The sequence below is a fragment of the Pseudomonas berkeleyensis genome, from assembly GCF_014109765.1.
Lineage (GTDB): Bacteria > Pseudomonadota > Gammaproteobacteria > Pseudomonadales > Pseudomonadaceae > Aquipseudomonas > Aquipseudomonas berkeleyensis.
Window position 1 is genome coordinate 3,350,178 of record NZ_CP059139.1, and the last position, 18,710, is coordinate 3,368,887.

Below are 18,710 nucleotides of genomic sequence, written 5' to 3' on the forward strand. Positions count from 1 at the left end.
TGCGCCATGCGCACCAATTGCCTCGACCTCCAAAATCGGTGCGCACGGCGCACCCTACAGGGCAGTGGAGCCCAACGCTTGCACCAGCGCTACCAACTGCGGCGCATCGCCCTGGATACGCACACGCAGGCCGTCGATCTCGCGACGCATGGGGTAGTGCTTGCGCAGGCGGTCGAAGGCGGCGCGGCGGGCGTCGGCATCGCCTACCAGGCTGCGGCGAAAATCGGCATCGTCGCGGCGCGGGTCGTACACCGCACGGCACAGCGTGGTCAGCGTCCAGACCGGGTCAGCGCTGGCGTCTAACGCCACCTCGCTCAGCCAGGGCGCTGGCAGCAGATCATCCAGGCGCACCCGCTCGGACACGTCGAGTACACGGCAACAGGCCTGGTAGATCTGCGCCGTACCGCGCAGCTTGCCATCCAGGCTGTAGCCGGCGATATGCGGCGTTGCCAACTGACACAATGCGGCCAGCTCGGCATCGGCCTGTGGCTCGCCTTCCCAGACATCCAATACGGCCTTCAGATCGCCTCGCCCAGGCAACAATGCACGTAGCGCAGCGTTGTCGACCACCGCACCACGACTGGCGTTGATCAGCCAGGCGCCGGGTTTGAGCGCAGCCAGGCGAGCAGCATCGAACAGGTGACGCGTCGATGCGTCCAGCGGCGTGTGCAGGCTGATCACATCGCATTCGTCGATTATTCGCTCCAGGCTGACGAAATCGCCGCCCTCGGCGGCCTGGCGCGGCGGGTCACAGACTCGCACCTGCCAACCGAGACCACGCAGCAGATTGACCAGACGCGCACCAACCTGCCCTGCCCCGACCACGCCATAAATCCGCGCAGCCGGGTCAACGCCCTCGCGCTCGGCCAGGGTCAGCACGCTGCTCAGCACGTAATCCACCACGCCACGGGCGTTGCAACCCGGCGCACTGCTCCAGGCGATGCCGGCCTCGGCGAAATAATCGAGATCCAGGTGATCGGTGCCGATGGTGCAGGTACCGACGAACCGCACCCGGCTGCCTTCGAGCAAGGCGCGATCGACCTGCGTCACCGAGCGCACCAGCAGCAGATCGGCATCGCGCACGTCCTGTGCGGTGATGGCGCGCCCTGACAGGCGGCGAATGGTGCCGAAGTCGGCGAAGAACTCATCGAGCAGGGGAATGTTTTCGTCGGCAACGATATGCATGGCAGGCTCCGCAGGTCAGGGCGCCATTCTATGCCAGCAGTGCGCTGGCGTCCTCCCGCGCGGGCTTTTCTGACCGAAGCGTCAACGCGTAGACTAGGCGGTTTTCCCTCACCTCTACGAAGAGTCGACATGTCCGCCGAAACCCGCCTGGGGCGCGTGCGCAAGGAACTGCGCGAGCTGCTCGCCCTGGCCACCCCGATCATCATCGCCCAGCTGTCCTACACCTCGATCAGCTTCGTCGATACCGTCATGTCCGGCCGCGTCAGCCCGCGTGATCTGGCCGCCGTGGCGTTGGGCAACTCGATCTGGGTACCGGTGTTCCTGCTGATGACCGGCGTGCTGCTGGCCACTACGCCCAAGGTGGCGCAGCGCTTTGGCGCGGGCCAGGAGAGCGAGATCGGCCCACTGGTACGCCAGGCCCTGTGGCTGGCGCTGTTCGTCGGCCTGTGCGCAGCGACCTTGTTGTGGAATGCGGAGATCGTCCTGCGCCTGATGAAGGTGGACGAGGAACTGATCGTTCCGGCCATGGGCTACCTGCGCCCGGTGGCCTGTGGCTTCCCCGCCGTGGCGCTGTATCACGTGCTGCGCTGTTTCAGCGATGGCCTGGGCCATACCCGACCGAGCATGGTGCTGGGCCTCTTCGGCCTGTTACTGAACATTCCGGCCAACTACATCCTGATCTACGGCAAGTTCGGCGTACCGCCACTGGGCGCAGTCGGCTGCGGCTGGGCCACGGCACTGGTCATGACCTGCACCCTGCTGGGCATGCTGGCGTGGATTCGCAAGGCGCCGTACTACCAGTCCAGCGGCCTGTTCGAGCGTTTCGACTGGCCCGAGTGGGCGACCATCAAGCGCTTGCTGGGCATCGGCGTACCGATTGGCGTCTCGGTATTCGCCGAGTCGAGCATCTTCGCGGTGATCGCCCTGCTGATCGGCGGCCTAGGTGCCACCGTGGTCGCCGGCCATCAGATCGCCCTGAACTTCAGTTCGCTGGTGTTCATGATCCCCTATTCGCTGGGCATGGCCGTGACCGTACGCGTCGGCCAGGCGCTGGGCCGTGGGCAGCCACGCCAGGCACGCTTTGCTGCCGGTGTCGGCATGGCTACCGCGCTGGCCTATGCCTTCCTCTCGGCCAGCCTGATCCTGCTGCTGCGCGAACCCATCGCCCGTATCTATACGCCGGATGCGGAAGTGATCGCGATTGCCGCCATGCTGATCGTCTACTCGGCGCTGTTCCAGCTGTCCGACGCCATCCAAGTCACCGCAGCCGGTGCCCTGCGGGGTTATCAGGACACCCGCGTGACCATGCTGCTGACGCTGTTCGCCTACTGGGGCATCGGCCTACCTGTGGGTTACGCGCTGGGGCTGTCCGACTGGTTCGGTGAACCGAGCGGGCCCAGCGGTCTGTGGCAAGGGTTGGTGGTGGGGCTGACCTGCGCGGCGATCATGCTATCGATCAGGCTGACCAGCAGCGCGCGCAAGCGCATTCGCAGGTAGGGCGGGTGTAACTCGCCAGGGCACCAATGGCGGGTTTCACCCGCCCTACAAGGTTCCGAGCCTTCCCGGAACCGCTTGGCAACAGCTAACGCAGACATAGCCCCTACTTTTGCTGCCGAAGCAAACACCGCAGGGTCAGTCCGCCGTAATCAATCAGTCTTCTTGCGAATCCAGTACAGATAGCTGCCATCTTCTTCTGCCTGGCCGAGCAGTTCGTGGCCGAGGAAGACGCAGAACTTGGGGATATCACGGCGGGTCGACGGGTCGGTGGCGATCACCTTGAGCAGACCGCCCGGCGACAAATCGCGCACCTTATTGTGCAGCATCATCACCGGTTCTGGGCAATTAAGGCCGCTGGCGTCGAGCAGGTCATCGTGGTTGAGGGTCAGGGCTTCGGACATAAGGGGCTCCACAGGCAGGCGCGCATTGTCGCGCAAAGCTGACCTCCAGGTCACCCTGCGCGCACAACCTTGGATGGGCAGCACGCACCGGCCAACTGCGGCACAGTGCTTGCGCTCTGGCGAGTCATGGATGGCGCGCACGCCAGCTTCGGGCGGAGCCTGGAGCGACGCGGGAGTCCGGGCCGGACGAATGTCCGCGCCCGGTTCACGTTGTCACTTACCGTGCCGACGCAGGTGGCAGGTCACTTCTTCACGGTCGTGATACAGCTGCTTGCAGCCAATGCTGACCTTCAGGCCGCGCTCCGCCAGCCCAGACTCGATACGATCGAGCAGTCGCCGCACCTCGGCGTAGCGCTGCTTCATCGGCAGTTTGAGGTTGACCACCGCTTCGCGGCACAGCCCCTCACCCAGCCAGGTTTCGATCATCGCCGCCGTGCGTGCCGGTTTCTCGACGATATCGCAGACCATCCAGTGCACCGGATGCCGCGGGCGAAACAAGAAACCATCGGCGCGCTGGTGCACGACGAAACCGGAGTACATCAGGCTTTCGGCCATCGGCCCGTTGTCCACGGCAGTGACGCGAATCTCCCGATTGACCAGTTGCCAGGTCCAACCGCCCGGTGCGGCGCCCAGATCCACGGCGGTCATGCCCGGCGCCAGGCGCTGATCCCACTGCTCGCGCGGGATGAAGTGGTGCCAGGCCTCTTCCAGCTTCAGCGTGGAACGGCTCGGCGCCTCACGCGGAAACTTCAGGCGCGGAATACCCATCGGCCACATTGCCTGGTTGTCCGCCTCGGCGATGCCAGCAAATACCTCGCGGCCGCTCTTGAACGTCAGCAGCAAACGCGGCTTCTTCGCGTCGTCCACCAGCTTGCCGGCTTTGAGCAGCGCCTTGCACAGCGGCGCCTCGAACTTCTTGCAGAAGGTCGAGAGTTCCTTGCCGTCGTTGGTATCCACCACTTCCAACCAGAGGCTGCCGCATACCGGGTAATCGGCCAGCGCCTCCAGCAACACGCTGATACGGTCGCTTTCCGGCAGGCTGACGAAAGCACCACGCGCCCACTGCCGCGGGAAGATCAACTGGTTGAAACGCACGCTACGCATCAGCCGCTCGCAGTCCGCCGCCTCGCTGCAGACGAACTCGGCGCACGCGCTGCCGGGCTTGGCCTTGGAGTAGCCCGGCACGTCCAGACGTGCGGCAAGGTCAGCGATCTCGGCGCAAACCTCGCCCTCGAAACCAGGGCGGCAATGCAGAAACAGGGTATTCATCAAAGGCTCTCCTCAAGCGGCGCATGATACCCGAGACCGGAACCCCGAGCCGCGAAACCTGTCCAGCTACATATGCGATGCCCACAGGTACGGATCGGCAAACTGACCGCCAGCGAATGCGGTTCGGTGAAAACCGGCCCTCCCGAAACAGGCAGCGCGTAACAACCGATAAAGGATATGCGCTAGCCAGACCGCCCAAGCCGAACTAGCTTGAAGGTCTGCCGCCATCAGACACAGCCCGAACCGTGCGGGCCCAAGGAGATGTGCAATGCCCTCCCTCGATAGCCTGAACTGCCGCCGCGAACTGAAGATCGGCGACGCCACCTACCACTATTTCAGCCTGCCCGAGGCCGCCCAGCGGCTCGGCAATATCGACCGCCTGCCCAAGTCGCTCAAGGTGCTGCTGGAAAACCTGCTGCGCAACGAAGACGGCCAGACCGTGCAACCGCAGGATCTGCAAGCCATGGTCGACTGGCTCGACCGGCGCGCCTCCGACCGCGAGATCCAATACCGCCCGGCGCGCGTATTGATGCAGGACTTCACCGGCGTGCCGGCGGTGGTCGACCTGGCCGCGATGCGTGATGCCATGGCCAAGGCCGGTGGCGACCCGCAGCGGATCAACCCCTTGTCGCCGGTCGATCTGGTCATCGACCACTCGGTGATGGTCGACCGCTACGCGTCCTCCAGCGCCTTCCACGACAACGTCGAACTGGAAATGCAGCGCAACGGCGAGCGCTACGCCTTCCTCCGTTGGGGCCAGCACGCCTTCGACAACTTCAGCGTGGTGCCGCCTGGCACCGGCATCTGCCACCAGGTCAACCTCGAATACCTAGCGCGCACCGTATGGACGAAGGAGGAAGACGGCATCACCCTCGCCTTCCCTGACACCCTGGTCGGCACCGACTCACACACCACCATGATCAACGGCCTCGGCGTACTCGGCTGGGGCGTAGGCGGCATCGAGGCGGAAGCGGCCATGCTCGGCCAGCCGGTATCGATGCTGATTCCCGAAGTGATCGGCTTCAAGCTCAGCGGCAAGCTCAAGGAAGGCATCACCGCCACTGACCTGGTACTCACCGTCACCCAGATGCTGCGCAAGAAAGGTGTGGTGGGCAAATTCGTCGAGTTCTATGGCGACGGCCTGGCCGACCTGCCGCTGGCCGACCGCGCCACCATCGCCAACATGGCGCCTGAGTACGGCGCCACCTGCGGTTTCTTCCCGGTGGACGACATCACCCTCGGCTACCTACGCCTGTCCGGCCGTCCGGATGCCACCGTGCAACTGGTCGAGGCCTACAGCAAAGCCCAGGGCCTGTGGCGCGAGCCTGGCGCCGAGCCCGTATTCACCGACAGCCTGAGCCTGGACATGGGCAGCGTCGAAGCCAGCCTGGCCGGACCGAAGCGCCCACAGGATCGCGTCTCGCTGGGCCAGGTCAACCAGGCCTTCGACGACTTCGTCGGCCTGCAGCTCAAGCCTGCAGCCAAGGAAGAAGGCCGCCTGCTCAGTGAAGGCGGCGGCGGTACCGCCGTTGGCGGTTCCAAGCAAAGCGGCGAAGTAGACTACGAAGATGAGGGTCATACCCATCGCCTGAAAGACGGCGCCGTGGTGATCGCCGCCATCACCTCCTGCACCAACACCTCCAACCCTAGCGTGATGATGGCGGCCGGGCTGCTGGCCAAGAAGGCCGTGGAGAAAGGCCTGCAACGCCAGCCCTGGGTGAAGAGCTCGCTGGCCCCCGGCTCCAAGGTGGTCACCGAATACTTCAATGCCGCCGGCCTGACGCCTTATCTGGAGAAGCTCGGCTTCGATCTGGTGGGCTACGGCTGCACCACCTGCATCGGTAACTCCGGCCCGTTGCGCGAGCCCATCGAGAAAGCCATCACCCAGGCCGACCTGACCGTCGCCTCGGTACTCTCCGGCAACCGCAACTTCGAGGGCCGCGTGCACCCACTGGTGAAAACCAACTGGCTGGCCTCGCCGCCCCTGGTGGTGGCCTACGCCCTGGCCGGCAGCGTGCGCATTGACCTGATCCGCGACGCCCTCGGCACCGGCAAGGATGGCCAGCCGGTGTATCTCAGGGACATCTGGCCGACCCAGAACGAGATCGCCCAGGCCATCGCCCAGGTCGACACCGCCATGTTCCGCAAGGAGTACGCCGAAGTCTTCGCCGGCGACGAGAAATGGCAGGCCATCGCAGTGCCCAAGGCCGACACCTATGCCTGGCAAGGCGATTCCACCTACATCCAGCATCCGCCGTTCTTCGAAGACATCGCTGGCGATCCGCCGCGCATCACCGATATCCGCCAGGCGCGCATCCTCGCCCTGCTCGGCGACTCGGTGACCACCGATCACATCTCGCCGGCCGGTAACATCAAGGCCGACAGCCCGGCTGGGCGCTACCTGAGCGAGCACGGCGTGGACAAGGCCGACTTCAACTCCTACGGCTCGCGCCGCGGCAACCATGAAGTGATGATGCGCGGCACCTTCGCCAACATCCGCATCCGCAACGAAATGCTCGGCGGCGAGGAAGGCGGTAATACCCTGCACGTACCAAGCGGCGAGAAGCTGGCGATTTACGATGCGGCCATGCGTTACCAGGCCGAGGGCACCCCGCTGGTGATCATCGCCGGCAAGGAATACGGCACCGGCTCCAGCCGCGACTGGGCGGCCAAGGGCACCAACCTGCTGGGGGTCAAGGCGGTGATCGCGGAAAGCTTCGAGCGTATCCACCGCTCCAACCTGGTAGGCATGGGCGTACTGCCGCTGCAGTTCAAGCCCGGCACCGACCGCACCAGCCTCAAACTGACCGGCAAGGAAGTGCTGGCCATCGAGGGGCTGGAAGGCGTGGAACTACGCCCGCAGATGCCGCTGACGCTGATCATCACCCGCGAAGACGGCCAGCACGAGGAGGTCGAGGTACTGTGCCGCATCGACACCCTCAACGAAGTCGAGTACTTCAAGGCTGGCGGCATCCTGCACTACGTGCTGCGCCAGATGATCGCCAACTGATGCACCTGCCCTGCCGCACCAGGCGGCAGGGTTGCTCCGTCGGGCCAGGGATGGCCAATGCCGTGACAAAAATGTGACGCCATTCAAAAAGCGTTTACACTCGCGAAAAACGGATTCGCCCTCAACTTCGCCGTTCGTCGGCCGATGAAAAGGGCATTACAACGACGGATACTTGCCATGCGTAACAACCAGCCGGTCACTCAGCGTGAGCGCACTTTTCCTGCGCAACAACGTCTGATATCCACCACCGATCTCAAAGGGCAAATCACCTACTGCAACGACGCCTTCGTCGACATCAGCGGTTTCACCCGTGAAGAACTGCTGCGTTCGCCGCACAACATCGTGCGCCATCCGGACGTACCGTCGGCCGTGTTCGAGCATATGTGGACGACCCTGAAAAAGGGCCGCCCGTGGATGGGCATCGTCAAGAATCGCAGCAAGAATGGCGACCACTACTGGGTCAACGCCTACGTCACGCCCGTGACCGAGAACAATCAGGTCGTCGGCTACGAATCCGTCCGTGTCAAACCGACCGCCGAGCAGGTGCGCCGCGCCGAAGTGCTGTACGCCCGCATCAACGCCGGCAAATCGGCCATTCCGGCCAGCAACCAGTGGCTACCCATCGTCCAGGCGTGGATGCCTTTCATTCTGGTCAGCCAGATCGGCTTTTTGATCGGCCACTGGATGGGCAGCAACTGGGGCTTCATCCTCGCCGCCATGCTCTCCGTTCCGCTGGGCCTGGCCGGCATCGCTTGGCAGACACGCGGGGTCAAACGCCTGCTGCGCATTGCCGAGCAAACCACCTCCGACCCGCTGATCGCGCAGATGTACACCGACAGCCGCGGCGCCGAAGCCCGCCTGGAAATGGCCATGCTCAGCCAGGAAGCACGGCTGAAGACCTGCCTCACTCGCCTGCAGGACACCGCCGAGCAACTGACTCAGCAAGCGCGTGAAGCCGACAAGCTGGCGCACAACAGCTCCGCCGGCCTAGAGCGCCAGCGCAGCGAGACCGAACAGGTCGCCACCGCCGTCAACGAAATGGCCGCCACTACTTTGGAAGTGGCCAGCAACGTCGCACGCACCGCCATCGCCACTCAGGAAGCCAACCGCCTGACCGGCGAAGGCCGCGGCATCGCAGCGGAAACCCGCGAAGCCATTCAGCGCCTGTCGCAGTCGGTAGGTGACACCGGCGAGACCGTTACCCGCCTGGCCCAGGACAGCAATGAAATCGGCGGCGTGGTCGACGTGATCAAAGGCATCGCCGACCAAACCAACCTGCTCGCTCTCAACGCCGCCATCGAAGCAGCCCGCGCCGGTGAAATGGGCCGCGGCTTCGCCGTGGTGGCCGACGAGGTTCGCTCGCTGGCCCAACGCACCGCCGAATCCACCGAACAGATCCACGCCCTGATCGCCAAACTGCAACGCACCGCCGAAGAAGCCGTGCTGACCATGGAAATTGGCCGCAAGCAGGCCGATGAGGGCGTCGAACGCGTGCTCCAGGCGGATCAGGCGCTGTCCGGTATCAGCGACTCGGTCGCCAACATCGCCGACATGGCCAACCAGATCGCCGCGGCGGCGGAAGAGCAAAGCGCTGTTGCCGACGAGATCAACCGCAACATCACCACCATCGCTCAACTGGCCGACCAGACCGCTGGCGAAGCCAACGATACCGCCAAACTCAGCGAAGCTCTGACCAACACCGCACAGGGCCAATACGCCCTGGTCGAGCGTTTCAACCGCTGAAAAAAAGGCGCAGCGGCTCACCGCTGCGCCTTCTCCTCCACAGCACGGCAGGCAGCTCTGCAAACAATCGCGCATACCGCCATAGCCCCTCTAAATCGAAGCTGTTCGCCTGGTTACCACTTGCCAGCAGTAGCACGGTCTGGTGTATAACCTGTCACGGTTCTGTTCGTTCAAACGAAGACCATTGCAGGTGGGCAAGCGAATCCTCATCCCTCCTTGCTCCTCCTCCAGATGTACCAGTTACAAGGACTTTTCTCGCATGGATAGCAGCGAAGACAAAAACTACGCGCTCGCTTTTTTCAACTCGATACTCGTGCTGCTACTGGCCGCGCTCATCCTCTGCGCGGCGGCATTCTGGTTCAGCAACTATGAAAGAAGCTTCGCCATCGCGAATACCGGCGCATCGCTAGGCATCTTTCTCGCAGCACTGTCCGCACGCTCTGCCAAGAGTTTTGGGGACAGAACCCTGGTCGTGCTCGGACTACTCTGTTCTGTCGGGTTTCAGGTCTGGTCGATGGCGACAGCATGATTCTCCGCTTATCTCCCTGACTCATTATTCGGTTCCCAACCCAATGCCCTTCCCAACCGACGAACACCAAGCCCTTTTGAACGTTAAAGGCGTAGGCCCGACCGTCGTACAGCGCCTTGAACAGATCGGCATCAACTCGCTTCAGGAACTGGCCGAAGCCAGTGTCGGCGATATCGTCACTGCAGTAGCCGGTCAGCTTGGTTCGACCTGCTGGAAAAACAGCCCGCAAGCACGTGCGGCTATTCAGGCCGCCATCGACCTGGCCAAATCACGTCAGTAACTCCCACTCTTTCACTGCCAAGGAACCCGGCATGCCTGCCCACGAGAAGATCAACTACGTCGAATATCCCACCCGCGATCTGCCAGCCACCAAGGCCTTTTTCCAGGCCGCATTCGGCTGGCGATTCACGGACTACGGCCCCGAATACGCAGCCTTTTCTGACGAAGGCCTGGATGGCGGATTTTTCAGCGCCGAGATGTCCGCACGCAGCGACAACGGCAGCGCGCTGATCGTGTTCTACAGCGCCCGTCTGGAAGACACCCTAGATAAGGTCAAGGCTGCCGGCGGAGAGATCGTCAAAGCGATCTTTTCCTTCCCGGGAGGCAGACGCTTTCACTTCGTAGAGCCGGGTGGCAACGAGTTTGCCGTATGGTCGGAGCCAGACGGCAAATAGTCGGCCCCATCAGCAGCAAGTCATCGTTCCCGCTCAGGCGGGAACCTGGCTCCTGCGCAACGAAGCCTGGTCTCGGCAGCGCGAAAGTCGCGACGGAGACAATCTGTAACGCTTGAAACCGCGCGCCTGCGGCCGTCGTTTGACCCGCCGCCAGTTCCACCATTAACGTCCCAGCCTTTCCCTTCTCGGGCGAGCAACGCTTTCGCCTGAGTCATGGATGATCCACGAACTACCCAAGGAGTCATGCGATGCGAATCATGGTGATCGGTGCGAGCCGAGGTCTCGGCCGTGCGTTGGTAGAAGGTTTGGCGCCAAGCCATGAGCTGATCGGGATTTCGCGTAGCCGCCCGGTCGATCTGACCACGGACATCCAGTGGATCGAAGCGGACATGAGTAATCCTCTGCGGGCCGTGGACGACATCGAAGCCCAGGCGCCACAGCATCTGGATGCGATCATCTACAACCTGGGTATCTGGGAAACCCGCGCGTTCGAGGATGACTACAGTTTTTTGCAAGACGACGACGCACAGATTCTCGAGATGGTCAGCGTCAATATCGGCGCGACCTTGCTGCTGCTCAAACGCCTGCTGCCGCGCCTGCTCGGCGGCGCCAAGCCGCAACTGATCCTGACCGGCTCCACCTCGGCCCTGCCACAGAGTGGCCGCCCGGAAGTCACCTTCGGCGCCAGCAAGTTCGCCCTCAAAGGCATCGCCGAGACCCTGCGCGAAGGTTTTCGCGATCAGCGTCTGGCTGTCACCTGCCTGCAGCTGGGCTATCTCAACACCCAGGATGGGCTGCAAACTCCGGTCGAACAGGCGGCGCAAAACGGCGAAGGCCAGCTGATCCCGCTGCACGATGTCGTCGCCCTGGTGCGAACCCTGCTGAGCCTTTCCGATGCCAGTTACGTACGCGAGCTGGTACTGCCCGCCATTGCCGACGAGCGCTTCTGAATACAAGGGAACCCATGCCTGATCTTTCCGTGACACTGACAACCAATCGCCTCCAGCTGCGCCCTCTGCAAGCAGCGGACGCTTCGGCGCTGTTCGCGATTTTTTCCGATCCTCAGGTCATGCAGTACTGGAACACGCCACCCTGGAACTCCGAAGCCGTGGCGCAGGATTTCATCTGCGCCGAGCAACAGGCCATACACGATGGCCAACGCCTGACGCTGGCTATCGTCGACAGGGAAAGCGCCGAGCTGCTTGGCAAATGTCTGCTGTTCAACTACCAGCCGGAGTCACGTCGTGCGGAGATCGGTTTTGGCATTGCATCGTCTGCCTGGGGCAAGGGTTACGTTCAGGAAGCGGCTGGCGAGCTACTGCGCCATGCTTTCGAAACCCTGGGTCTGAATCGCGTCGAGGCTGAAATCGACCCAACCAACAGCGCCTCCGGTCGTGCTCTGCAGCGCCTGGGCTTCAGCCAGGAAGGGTTGCTGCGCCAGCGCTGGATCATCGACGGGCAAGTGTCAGACTCGGCCCTTTACGGGTTGCTGAAAGAAGACTGGCGCAGCCGCCATAACCACCGGTAATTCGTGGGCAACAGGTGAATCCATGCAGAGAATCGACCATATCCGCCTGATGGCCCGCTACAACAGCTGGATGAACGAACGGCTCTACGCTGCTGCATCCAGCCTGCCCGACGAAGCGCTGAGCGCCGAGCGTAATGCATTCTTCGGTTCGATTCTGGGCACACTCAATCATCTGGTGGTGGCCGACCGGATCTGGCTTGGCCGTTACACCTTTCATCCGGCCAGTTACCAGGCGCTAGCGGCACTCGACACGCTGAAAAAACCAGAACGGCTGGATCAGCCGATGGCAGCGGATATCCGTGAACTGCGGGCACTGCGCCAACGACTGGATGCCTGTATCGAGGCCTTGGCGCAGGAAATTCGCGAAGAGCAACTGGATCAGCTGCTCAGCTATCGCAATATGAAAGGCGCGGAAGCGAGAAAGAATTTCTTCGCCCTGTTGATGCACCTGTTCAACCATCAGACGCATCACCGCGGTCAGGTCACGACACTACTGAGCCAGGCGGGTGTGGATGTCGGGGTGACCGATCTACTGATGTTGATCCCTGAAGAGTTATGAAACCGAGCAAGCTCCGCAGCCAGTGATGCAAGTACTCAAGTATCTGCTGATCACCCTCGGCGCCGTTCTTGTGATTGCAATGGTGTTTTTGCTGGTGAACATCGCCTCTACCGATGCGGACGCCACTTATGAGCTCAGAGGCCGCTACAAGCCATCCACGGACGGCAAAACCTACCTGGTGATTGAACACGATAACGGTGGTGGCTGCGGGTCGCTCTCGGTAGATGGCAATCGCTGGTCTCACCGGCTTCACGAGGCAGGGGAAGTCATGCCAGGGACGCGCACGATCCAGTGCGGCGCGGAGATCGATATCGAAATCAAACCCGGCAACATCTACTACTTCAATTATTGGGGGCCGTAGAAGCTGGAAGCGCCAGCATGCTGCAAAGGTATCCTACGAGGCGGACTCCTACGGCGTAGCCTCAGGCCGGTCTTGTAGCCGTCGCGCCCCGTGACCAACAGGCGTCAAAGCCCGGCCAATTTCAGCCAGTGCTCGTAAAAACCCTCGGCGACTTTATTCAACGCCCTGACCTTCCCAGTCAGGTTTTCCCGCATGTCGACGATGCTCTGCTGACTGGGCTGACTGGCATCGAGCAGATGCGCCCAGTCGTCGAGCCAGAGTTCGATCAACTCCTCAGTCATTTCCGGATGCCCTTGCAACGCCAGCACCTTGTCCCCCCAGGCGAAGGCCTGGTTATCGCACCAACGGCTGCTCAGCAGTGGCTGGGCGCCGTCTGGCAGCGCGAAGGTGTCGCCATGCCACTGGAAAATGCTGAACGCTTCAGGCAAATGCGCCAGCCAGGGGCTATCGGCTGCTTCTGAACGACGCTGCATACGCTGCCAGCCGGCCTCGGTGTAGGGCATGCGGCGGATGGTGGCCCCCAGTGCCTTGGCCAGCAGTTGGCCACCCAGGCAGTGCCCAATGATGGGAATATCGCGTTCTATAAAACGCTGCAGCGCAGCCACTTCGTCGGCGATCCAGGGCAACGGGTCATTGACGCTCATCGGCCCGCCCATCACGGCAACCGCCTTGGGTCGCTCCAGGTCGTAACCGCGCAGTTCACCCAGATCGACACGCAACACGTCGAAGCTGCAGCCACGCGCCTGCAGCACCTGCGCCAGGTGGGCGGGCGGGCAATAATCGATATGAGTCAGGATCAGAACATCAGCCATAAGCACCTCCGCCGCGCAGTCTGCGCGAGAAGGATTGGCAAGTCGAGGTGGGCTGGAGTTTGAAACCATCGGCCGGACAACCGGCCGATGGTCTGTGCTGATGGACGCTGCTGCATCCGTACTTGAGGATGTTCTGAAAAAGCCATTTATCGCCACTCCCACGAAAGCAGAAGCCCAGATAATTTGCTGGTTCTGGATACCCGCCTGCGCAGGCATGACAGTTTTTTCAGTGTCTTCCTAACGCATTGCTGACGCTTTCACCTCCTGCGTAACGCCCCAGCCATCCATCTTGCCGCCCAGCGGGACGACGATGGACTCCAGGTCATGTTCGAAGGCGCCAATACCGGCATGGGTGGCGTACATCACTTTGCTGATTTGCAGGTGCCAGATACCGTCCTCGCGGGCGGATATCTGGGCGTTGAGCGACTCGCCGCGAAAGTTTCTGGCCGCCATTCTGGCCCGTTCTTCGTCGGGAAAGATGGCGTAGAACTCGATCGGGTGAAACTGGGCGAAGTCGAATCCCCCTTCTTTCATCCGACGCAGCACCGACGTGCTGGAGTCTTCGTGGAAGGCTGTGCTCATAAACGACCCCCTCTCAGGCTATGGATGGATTAACCGCTTTCCCAATGCAACCGCCTTGTGGACGGTGTCGCGGCCCCAAGTGGCGCCGCCCCGAGAATCGAGCAGATGCTCGATGTGTCTACTGCAAGCGTATCGACGACTGCCCGACAGAACGCCGGACTGAAACCGTCTCCTCCAGAATAGTCGCTGAGCGAGAGATTCGCGTCGTGCAGAAAGCCTTTGTGACAAAACCGGCGACCAGCGGCAATTGGCCAGCCTGAGCCCCGCCTGAACTCATGGGCGACTGAGCCAGCCCATCAGCAACCTGTTGATCCACCCCGGCGAGATCTGGCCCAGATTGAACAGCAACCCGAATTGCAGTCCCACTGGGCGATGCACAGTGCTGGTGTGGGCCTGCTTCCAGACCGCTTCGGCGATCTGCTCGGCCTCCAGGCGCACGCCCAGGCGACGCATCACCGGCGGCCGCTGCGCCTGACTGCGAACCATCGGCGTGTCGACGAATGGCGGCATCAGGTCACCCACGCGGATGCCGTGTTCACGCCACTCCAGTTCCAGCGCCTCGGTCAGGCCGCGCACGGCGAACTTGCTGGCCGAGTAACTGGCGAGCTGTGGCACGCCATAGAGCCCCGAGGCCGAGCCCATGTTGATCACCCGCGCCTGCGGCGTGGCCTTGAGATAGGCAAAGGCCGCGTGACAGAGGTTGAGCACACCGAGCACATTGATCTGCACCAGACGCGTGTGCTGCTCCAGTTCGATATCGGCGAAGGCGCCGGTGCGCAGAATGCCCGCGCCATTGAACAGCAGGCGTAGCTGGCCGCCGCTCTGCGTGCAGAAGTCGGCCAGCGCGGCTTTCACCGCCGCGGCATCGACCACATCCAACTCGGCATGCCAGGCGCCGCCCAGCTCGGAGGCCAAAGCTGCCAGCGCCTTTTCATCGACATCGAGCAGCCCGACACGCCAACCGCGTGCGTGAAACAGTCGCGCGGTGGCGGCGCCAATGCCCGATGCAGCGCCGCTGATAAGGATGTTGTTCATCACACGCCCCGTTCACGGAGAAAGTCCACCACGCGGGCAATGGCGTAATCCGCCGCACGCAACATGCCGACGTGCGCCTGGAACACGTGCCACAGCCCCGGATAACGCTCCAGGCGCACGTTCACCCCAGCCGCCTTGGCGCGCTCGGCCAGACGCAGGCTATCGTTGAGCAGCAACTCGTCCTCGCCCACCTGAATCAGCGTCGGCGGCAGTTGGCTGAGGTCAGCGAACACAGGTGACATGCCCGGGTCGTTGCGCGGCAGATCGGCCGGGCAATACAGATGGGCAGCCTGTTCGATCCAGCTGGGGTGGATCAGCGGATCGCCGGCGGGCGGCTCGTGCATCTGCTCGCCAGTGAAATCGGTGGCCGGCGAGAAGCACACCAGCGCGGCAGGCGCCGGCAGGCCGAGTTCGATGATGCGCAAGCAACCGACCAGGCTCAGGTTGCCGCCGGCCGAATCGCCACCAATGGCGATCTGCTGCGGTCGATAGCCTGCTTCCAGCAGGGCCTCGTAAGCCGCCACCACGTCATCGCGCGCCGCCGGATAGGGATGCTCCGGCGCCAGTCGGTAATCCAGCGCACAGACCTCCAGGGCACCACGCTTGGCCAGGCTGGCGCAGATGCCCCGGTGCGTATCCGGCCCGCCGATCATGAAGGCGCCACCATGCAGATAGAGCAGCACGCTGCCGTTGCTGGCAGGCGGTCGATGCCATTCGCAGGGGCGTCCGGCCAAGGTCGCAGCACTGCGGCTGACCCCGCGCGGCGTCAGGGTGATGGTGGTGAGTGCACGCAGTACTCGACGCTGCCCGGCCACCGGCATCGGTGGCCGCACCAGACCGCGGAAGAACAGGCGCAGAAAGCCGCGCAACAGGCCGCGCAGCAGCATCTGCTCGGCAGCGGGGGCTTTGAAATCAGCGGACGCAGTCATAGTCGGCAAGCTCCGGAGAACGGGTCATGAGACGATAGGTGAAGGTGAAACCCGGCCAGTTGTTGGTGTTCTTGCCGGTAGCGGTCTTGTACCAGCTGTCGCAGCCCTGTTCCCATATCGTTCGATGAGTCGCCTGTTGCAGCTCGGCGTTGTAGTGACGCTGCACCGTCGGCCGCAGGTCGAGGTAACGCAGTCCCTGTTCGCGTAGCGCCTGGAGACAGCCCAACACATAGGCGTACTGGCTCTCCAGCATATAAAGAATGGAGTTGTGGCCGAGGTTGGTGTTCGGCCCGTAGAGCAGGAACAGGTTGGGAAAGCCGCTGACGCTGATGCCCTTGTAGGCTTCAGCACCCTCCTTCCAAGCCTGGTTCAGATCCAGTCCGTCGAGGCCACGAATGCGCATCGGCGCGAGGAAATCGGTAGCGGTGAAACCGGTGCCGTAGATCAGCACGTCGCAGGGATGCTCGCGGCCATCGGCCGTCACCAACGAATGTTCACGCACTTCGCGAATCGACGCGTCGACGACCTCGACATTGGCCTGCGCCAGCGCCGGGAAGTAATCGTTGCTGATCAGGATGCGCTTGCAGCCCATGGGATAGTCCGGCTGCAATTGCGCACGCTTGCCGGCATCGGGCATCTGCCGCTGCAAATGGCGGGTGAAACTGTGACGAAACAGACGCATCAGCCAGGGAAAGCGGATGAAGGCCAAGGCTCGGCCCTCGTGATGCAGATATTGCAGAAGGCGATCAGCGCGCTGCCACAACGGCAAATAACGTTTCAGGGTTACTTCCCAGGGGCGGTAGGTGCGATCCGGCTTGGCCAGCACATAGGCGGCCGAACGCTGAAACAGGCTCAGGCTGGCGACCTTGGGTTGGATCTGCGGCACGAACTGGATCGCTGAAGCGCCGGTGCCAATCACCGCTACGCGCTTGCCGGTCAGATCGACGTCATGCCGCCAGCGTGCCGAGTGAAAGGCCTCGCCACGGAAATGCTCCAGACCGGGCAGCTTCGGGTAGGCCGGCCGATTGAGCTGGCCGCAGGCACTGACCAGCGCCTGCGCCTCGATCACCTCACCACCCACCAGCTCGACGCGCCAGATACCGCGTACGGCATCGAATTCGGCACCAAGCACTTCGCTGTTCAGGCGTATGTGCTGGCGCAGCCGGTGCTTCTCCACGCATTGCAGGATATAGGCATGGATTTCCGCCTGCGGCGCGAACTTGCGCGACCAGTCGTGTTTGGGCTCGAAGGAGAAGGAATACAGGTGCGAAGGCACGTCGCAGGCGGCGCCCGGATAACTGTTGTCGCGCCAGGTGCCGCCGACCTCACCGGCCTTCTCCAGGAGCAGGAAGTCCTCTTCACCGGCCTTGCGCAACTGCATGGCCAGGCCCAGACCGGCAAAACCGCTGCCGATGATCAACACGCGCCAGGGCGCGTTCGTACGGGGGTTGTTGTTCATTGTGGTCTCCCCGACCCGTGTGTGGCGATGAGCAGATGCTACTTGCCTCGCCACGCCCGAGTTATGGCATAGTCGGCCAGGATATTGTGATTTTCGGACAATCTATGTCAGCCCCCTGGCCCGCACGACGCAGCATCATCAGCATCCAGTTGCTCACCCAGCTTGGGCTCGACCTGGGCCTGAGCCTGGACAGATGCCTGCATGGAACCGGGCTCAGCCCCCTGCAACTGGCCAGCCTCAATGGCGAAATCGATGCCGAGCGTGAACTGAACCTGATCGCCAACCTGATCGAGGCGCTGCCCACAGTCAGCGACCTTGGCCTGCAGGCCGGTCGGCGCTACCACCTGACCACTTACGGTGCCTGGGGTTACGCCATTCTCAGCAGCGCCACGGTGCGCCAGGCTGCCGAGCTGGGCCTGCGCTATCACGGTCTGACCTACGCCTTCACCCGCATCAGCCTGAGCGTGGCTGACGATATCGTCAGCCTAAATTTCGACGACAGCGCCCTCCCCCCGGCGCTGCATGACTTCATCGTGCAGCGCGACATGCTCGGCGCCCTGGTGGTTGTGCGCGAACTGCTAGGCAGCGCGCTGCCATTGCTCGCGCTGGAGCTGCGCCAGCCAGCACCGGCTGACGTCTCGCCCTTTATCGCAGCCTTCGGGCAGATACCGCGCTTTGGCGCTGCGCACAATCGCCTGGGTTTTACCGCCGACCTGCTGGACAACCCACTGCCACGGGCCAACCCGCAACTGGTCAATGCCTGCGAGCAGCAATGCCAGGCATTGCTGGCACGCCATCAATGGCACCAGGGTGTGGCCGGACGCGTGCGTCAGTTGCTGCTGCAATCGCCGGGGCAGCTCGCCGATATGGAGCAGGTCGCAGAACGTCTACACCTGAGCAGCCGTACCCTACGCCGACGCCTGATCGAAGAAGGCACCAGCTTCCGCGCTCTGCAGGACGAAGTGCGCCAGGCACTGGCCGAAGAGCTGCTGGCCGCCGGCGGCCTGAGTCTGGAGGAAATCGCCGAGCGCCTGGGTTATGGCGAGCTGTCGAACTTCATCCACGCCTTCAAGCGCTGGAAAGGCATCACGCCAGGGCGTTATCAACGGGAGGCGATTGTGTAACCGCACGTGCTGG

Annotated in this window: 19 protein-coding genes; 11 read left to right on the forward strand and 8 right to left on the reverse strand. The window is 62.8% G+C overall.

From position 1 onward, the window contains the following. Window positions 1-54: 54 nt before the first annotated feature. Window positions 55-1,185, reverse strand: coding sequence for a 4-phosphoerythronate dehydrogenase PdxB (pdxB, locus tag HS968_RS15530; RefSeq protein WP_182366979.1), 1,131 nt, complete (start codon window positions 1,183-1,185; stop codon window positions 55-57). A gap of 129 nt (window positions 1,186-1,314) precedes the next feature. Here pdxB and HS968_RS15535 point away from each other — a divergent pair, with 129 nt between their 5' ends. Beyond that, a complete protein-coding gene (locus HS968_RS15535) occupies window positions 1,315-2,682 on the forward strand; it encodes an MATE family efflux transporter (protein WP_182366982.1) in 1,368 nt (455 codons plus the stop codon). A 149-nt stretch (window positions 2,683-2,831) separates the two neighbouring features. On the opposite strand, the gene tusA is transcribed toward HS968_RS15535, so the two are convergent. Next, the gene (tusA, locus tag HS968_RS15540) at window positions 2,832-3,083 is read right to left on the reverse strand and encodes a sulfurtransferase TusA (protein WP_119691693.1); all 252 of its coding nucleotides are present in this window, start codon (window positions 3,081-3,083) and stop codon (window positions 2,832-2,834) included. Between the two features lie 213 nt (window positions 3,084-3,296). Next, complete coding sequence (rlmM, locus tag HS968_RS15545) at window positions 3,297-4,352, reverse strand: 23S rRNA (cytidine(2498)-2'-O)-methyltransferase RlmM (protein WP_182366984.1); 1,056 nt, start codon at window positions 4,350-4,352, stop codon at window positions 3,297-3,299. Between the two features lie 268 nt (window positions 4,353-4,620). Between rlmM and acnA the strand changes: the two genes are divergently transcribed. The 9 genes from acnA (at window position 4,621) to HS968_RS15590 (ending at window position 12,756) form a co-directional block, all read left to right on the forward strand. Further along, window positions 4,621-7,362 (forward strand): aconitate hydratase AcnA, encoded by a 2,742-nt coding sequence (acnA, locus tag HS968_RS15550; RefSeq protein WP_182366987.1) that lies wholly within the window; start codon window positions 4,621-4,623, stop codon window positions 7,360-7,362. Window positions 7,363-7,539: 177 nt separating this feature from the next. After that, window positions 7,540-9,105: a methyl-accepting chemotaxis protein gene (locus HS968_RS15555; RefSeq protein WP_119691696.1), complete on the forward strand. Its 1,566-nt coding sequence runs from the start codon at window positions 7,540-7,542 to the stop codon at window positions 9,103-9,105. 259 nt (window positions 9,106-9,364) lie between these two features. Next, the gene (locus tag HS968_RS15560) at window positions 9,365-9,634 is read left to right on the forward strand and encodes a hypothetical protein (RefSeq protein WP_119691697.1); all 270 of its coding nucleotides are present in this window, start codon (window positions 9,365-9,367) and stop codon (window positions 9,632-9,634) included. Between the two features lie 43 nt (window positions 9,635-9,677). Further along, window positions 9,678-9,914, forward strand: a complete 237-nt coding sequence (locus tag HS968_RS15565; RefSeq protein ID WP_179624657.1) for a helix-hairpin-helix domain-containing protein — start codon at window positions 9,678-9,680, stop codon at window positions 9,912-9,914. Between the two features lie 31 nt (window positions 9,915-9,945). Beyond that, entirely contained in the window at window positions 9,946-10,308 is a 363-nt protein-coding gene (locus HS968_RS15570) for a VOC family protein (RefSeq protein ID WP_179624656.1), read from the forward strand. A gap of 248 nt (window positions 10,309-10,556) precedes the next feature. Beyond that, window positions 10,557-11,258, forward strand: a complete 702-nt coding sequence (locus tag HS968_RS15575) for an SDR family NAD(P)-dependent oxidoreductase (RefSeq protein WP_182366990.1) — start codon at window positions 10,557-10,559, stop codon at window positions 11,256-11,258. Between the two features lie 14 nt (window positions 11,259-11,272). Next, complete coding sequence (locus HS968_RS15580; RefSeq protein WP_182366992.1) at window positions 11,273-11,836, forward strand: GNAT family N-acetyltransferase; 564 nt, start codon at window positions 11,273-11,275, stop codon at window positions 11,834-11,836. A 22-nt stretch (window positions 11,837-11,858) separates the two neighbouring features. After that, window positions 11,859-12,395, forward strand: a complete 537-nt coding sequence (locus HS968_RS15585; protein WP_182366995.1) for a DinB family protein — start codon at window positions 11,859-11,861, stop codon at window positions 12,393-12,395. Window positions 12,396-12,420: 25 nt separating this feature from the next. Then, window positions 12,421-12,756, forward strand: a complete 336-nt coding sequence (locus HS968_RS15590) for a hypothetical protein (RefSeq protein WP_182366998.1) — start codon at window positions 12,421-12,423, stop codon at window positions 12,754-12,756. Between the two features lie 104 nt (window positions 12,757-12,860). On the opposite strand, the gene HS968_RS15595 is transcribed toward HS968_RS15590, so the two are convergent. From HS968_RS15595 to HS968_RS15615, 5 genes are all read right to left on the reverse strand, one after another. Beyond that, the gene (locus HS968_RS15595; protein WP_182367001.1) at window positions 12,861-13,568 is read right to left on the reverse strand and encodes a type 1 glutamine amidotransferase; all 708 of its coding nucleotides are present in this window, start codon (window positions 13,566-13,568) and stop codon (window positions 12,861-12,863) included. A gap of 237 nt (window positions 13,569-13,805) precedes the next feature. After that, window positions 13,806-14,150, reverse strand: a complete 345-nt coding sequence (locus tag HS968_RS15600; RefSeq protein WP_119691705.1) for a ribonuclease E inhibitor RraB — start codon at window positions 14,148-14,150, stop codon at window positions 13,806-13,808. A 273-nt stretch (window positions 14,151-14,423) separates the two neighbouring features. Then, window positions 14,424-15,185: an SDR family oxidoreductase gene (locus tag HS968_RS15605; RefSeq protein ID WP_182367004.1), complete on the reverse strand. Its 762-nt coding sequence runs from the start codon at window positions 15,183-15,185 to the stop codon at window positions 14,424-14,426. After that, a complete protein-coding gene (locus HS968_RS15610; RefSeq protein WP_182367007.1) occupies window positions 15,185-16,114 on the reverse strand; it encodes an alpha/beta hydrolase in 930 nt (309 codons plus the stop codon). Before HS968_RS15610 ends, HS968_RS15605 begins: the two co-directional genes overlap by 1 nt. Next, a complete protein-coding gene (locus HS968_RS15615; RefSeq protein ID WP_182367009.1) occupies window positions 16,098-17,573 on the reverse strand; it encodes a flavin-containing monooxygenase in 1,476 nt (491 codons plus the stop codon). Before HS968_RS15615 ends, HS968_RS15610 begins: the two co-directional genes overlap by 17 nt. 104 nt (window positions 17,574-17,677) lie before the next feature. Here HS968_RS15615 and HS968_RS15620 point away from each other — a divergent pair, with 104 nt between their 5' ends. Next, window positions 17,678-18,697, forward strand: coding sequence for an AraC family transcriptional regulator (locus HS968_RS15620; RefSeq protein WP_202884190.1), 1,020 nt, complete (start codon window positions 17,678-17,680; stop codon window positions 18,695-18,697). Window positions 18,698-18,710: the final 13 nt, after the last annotated feature.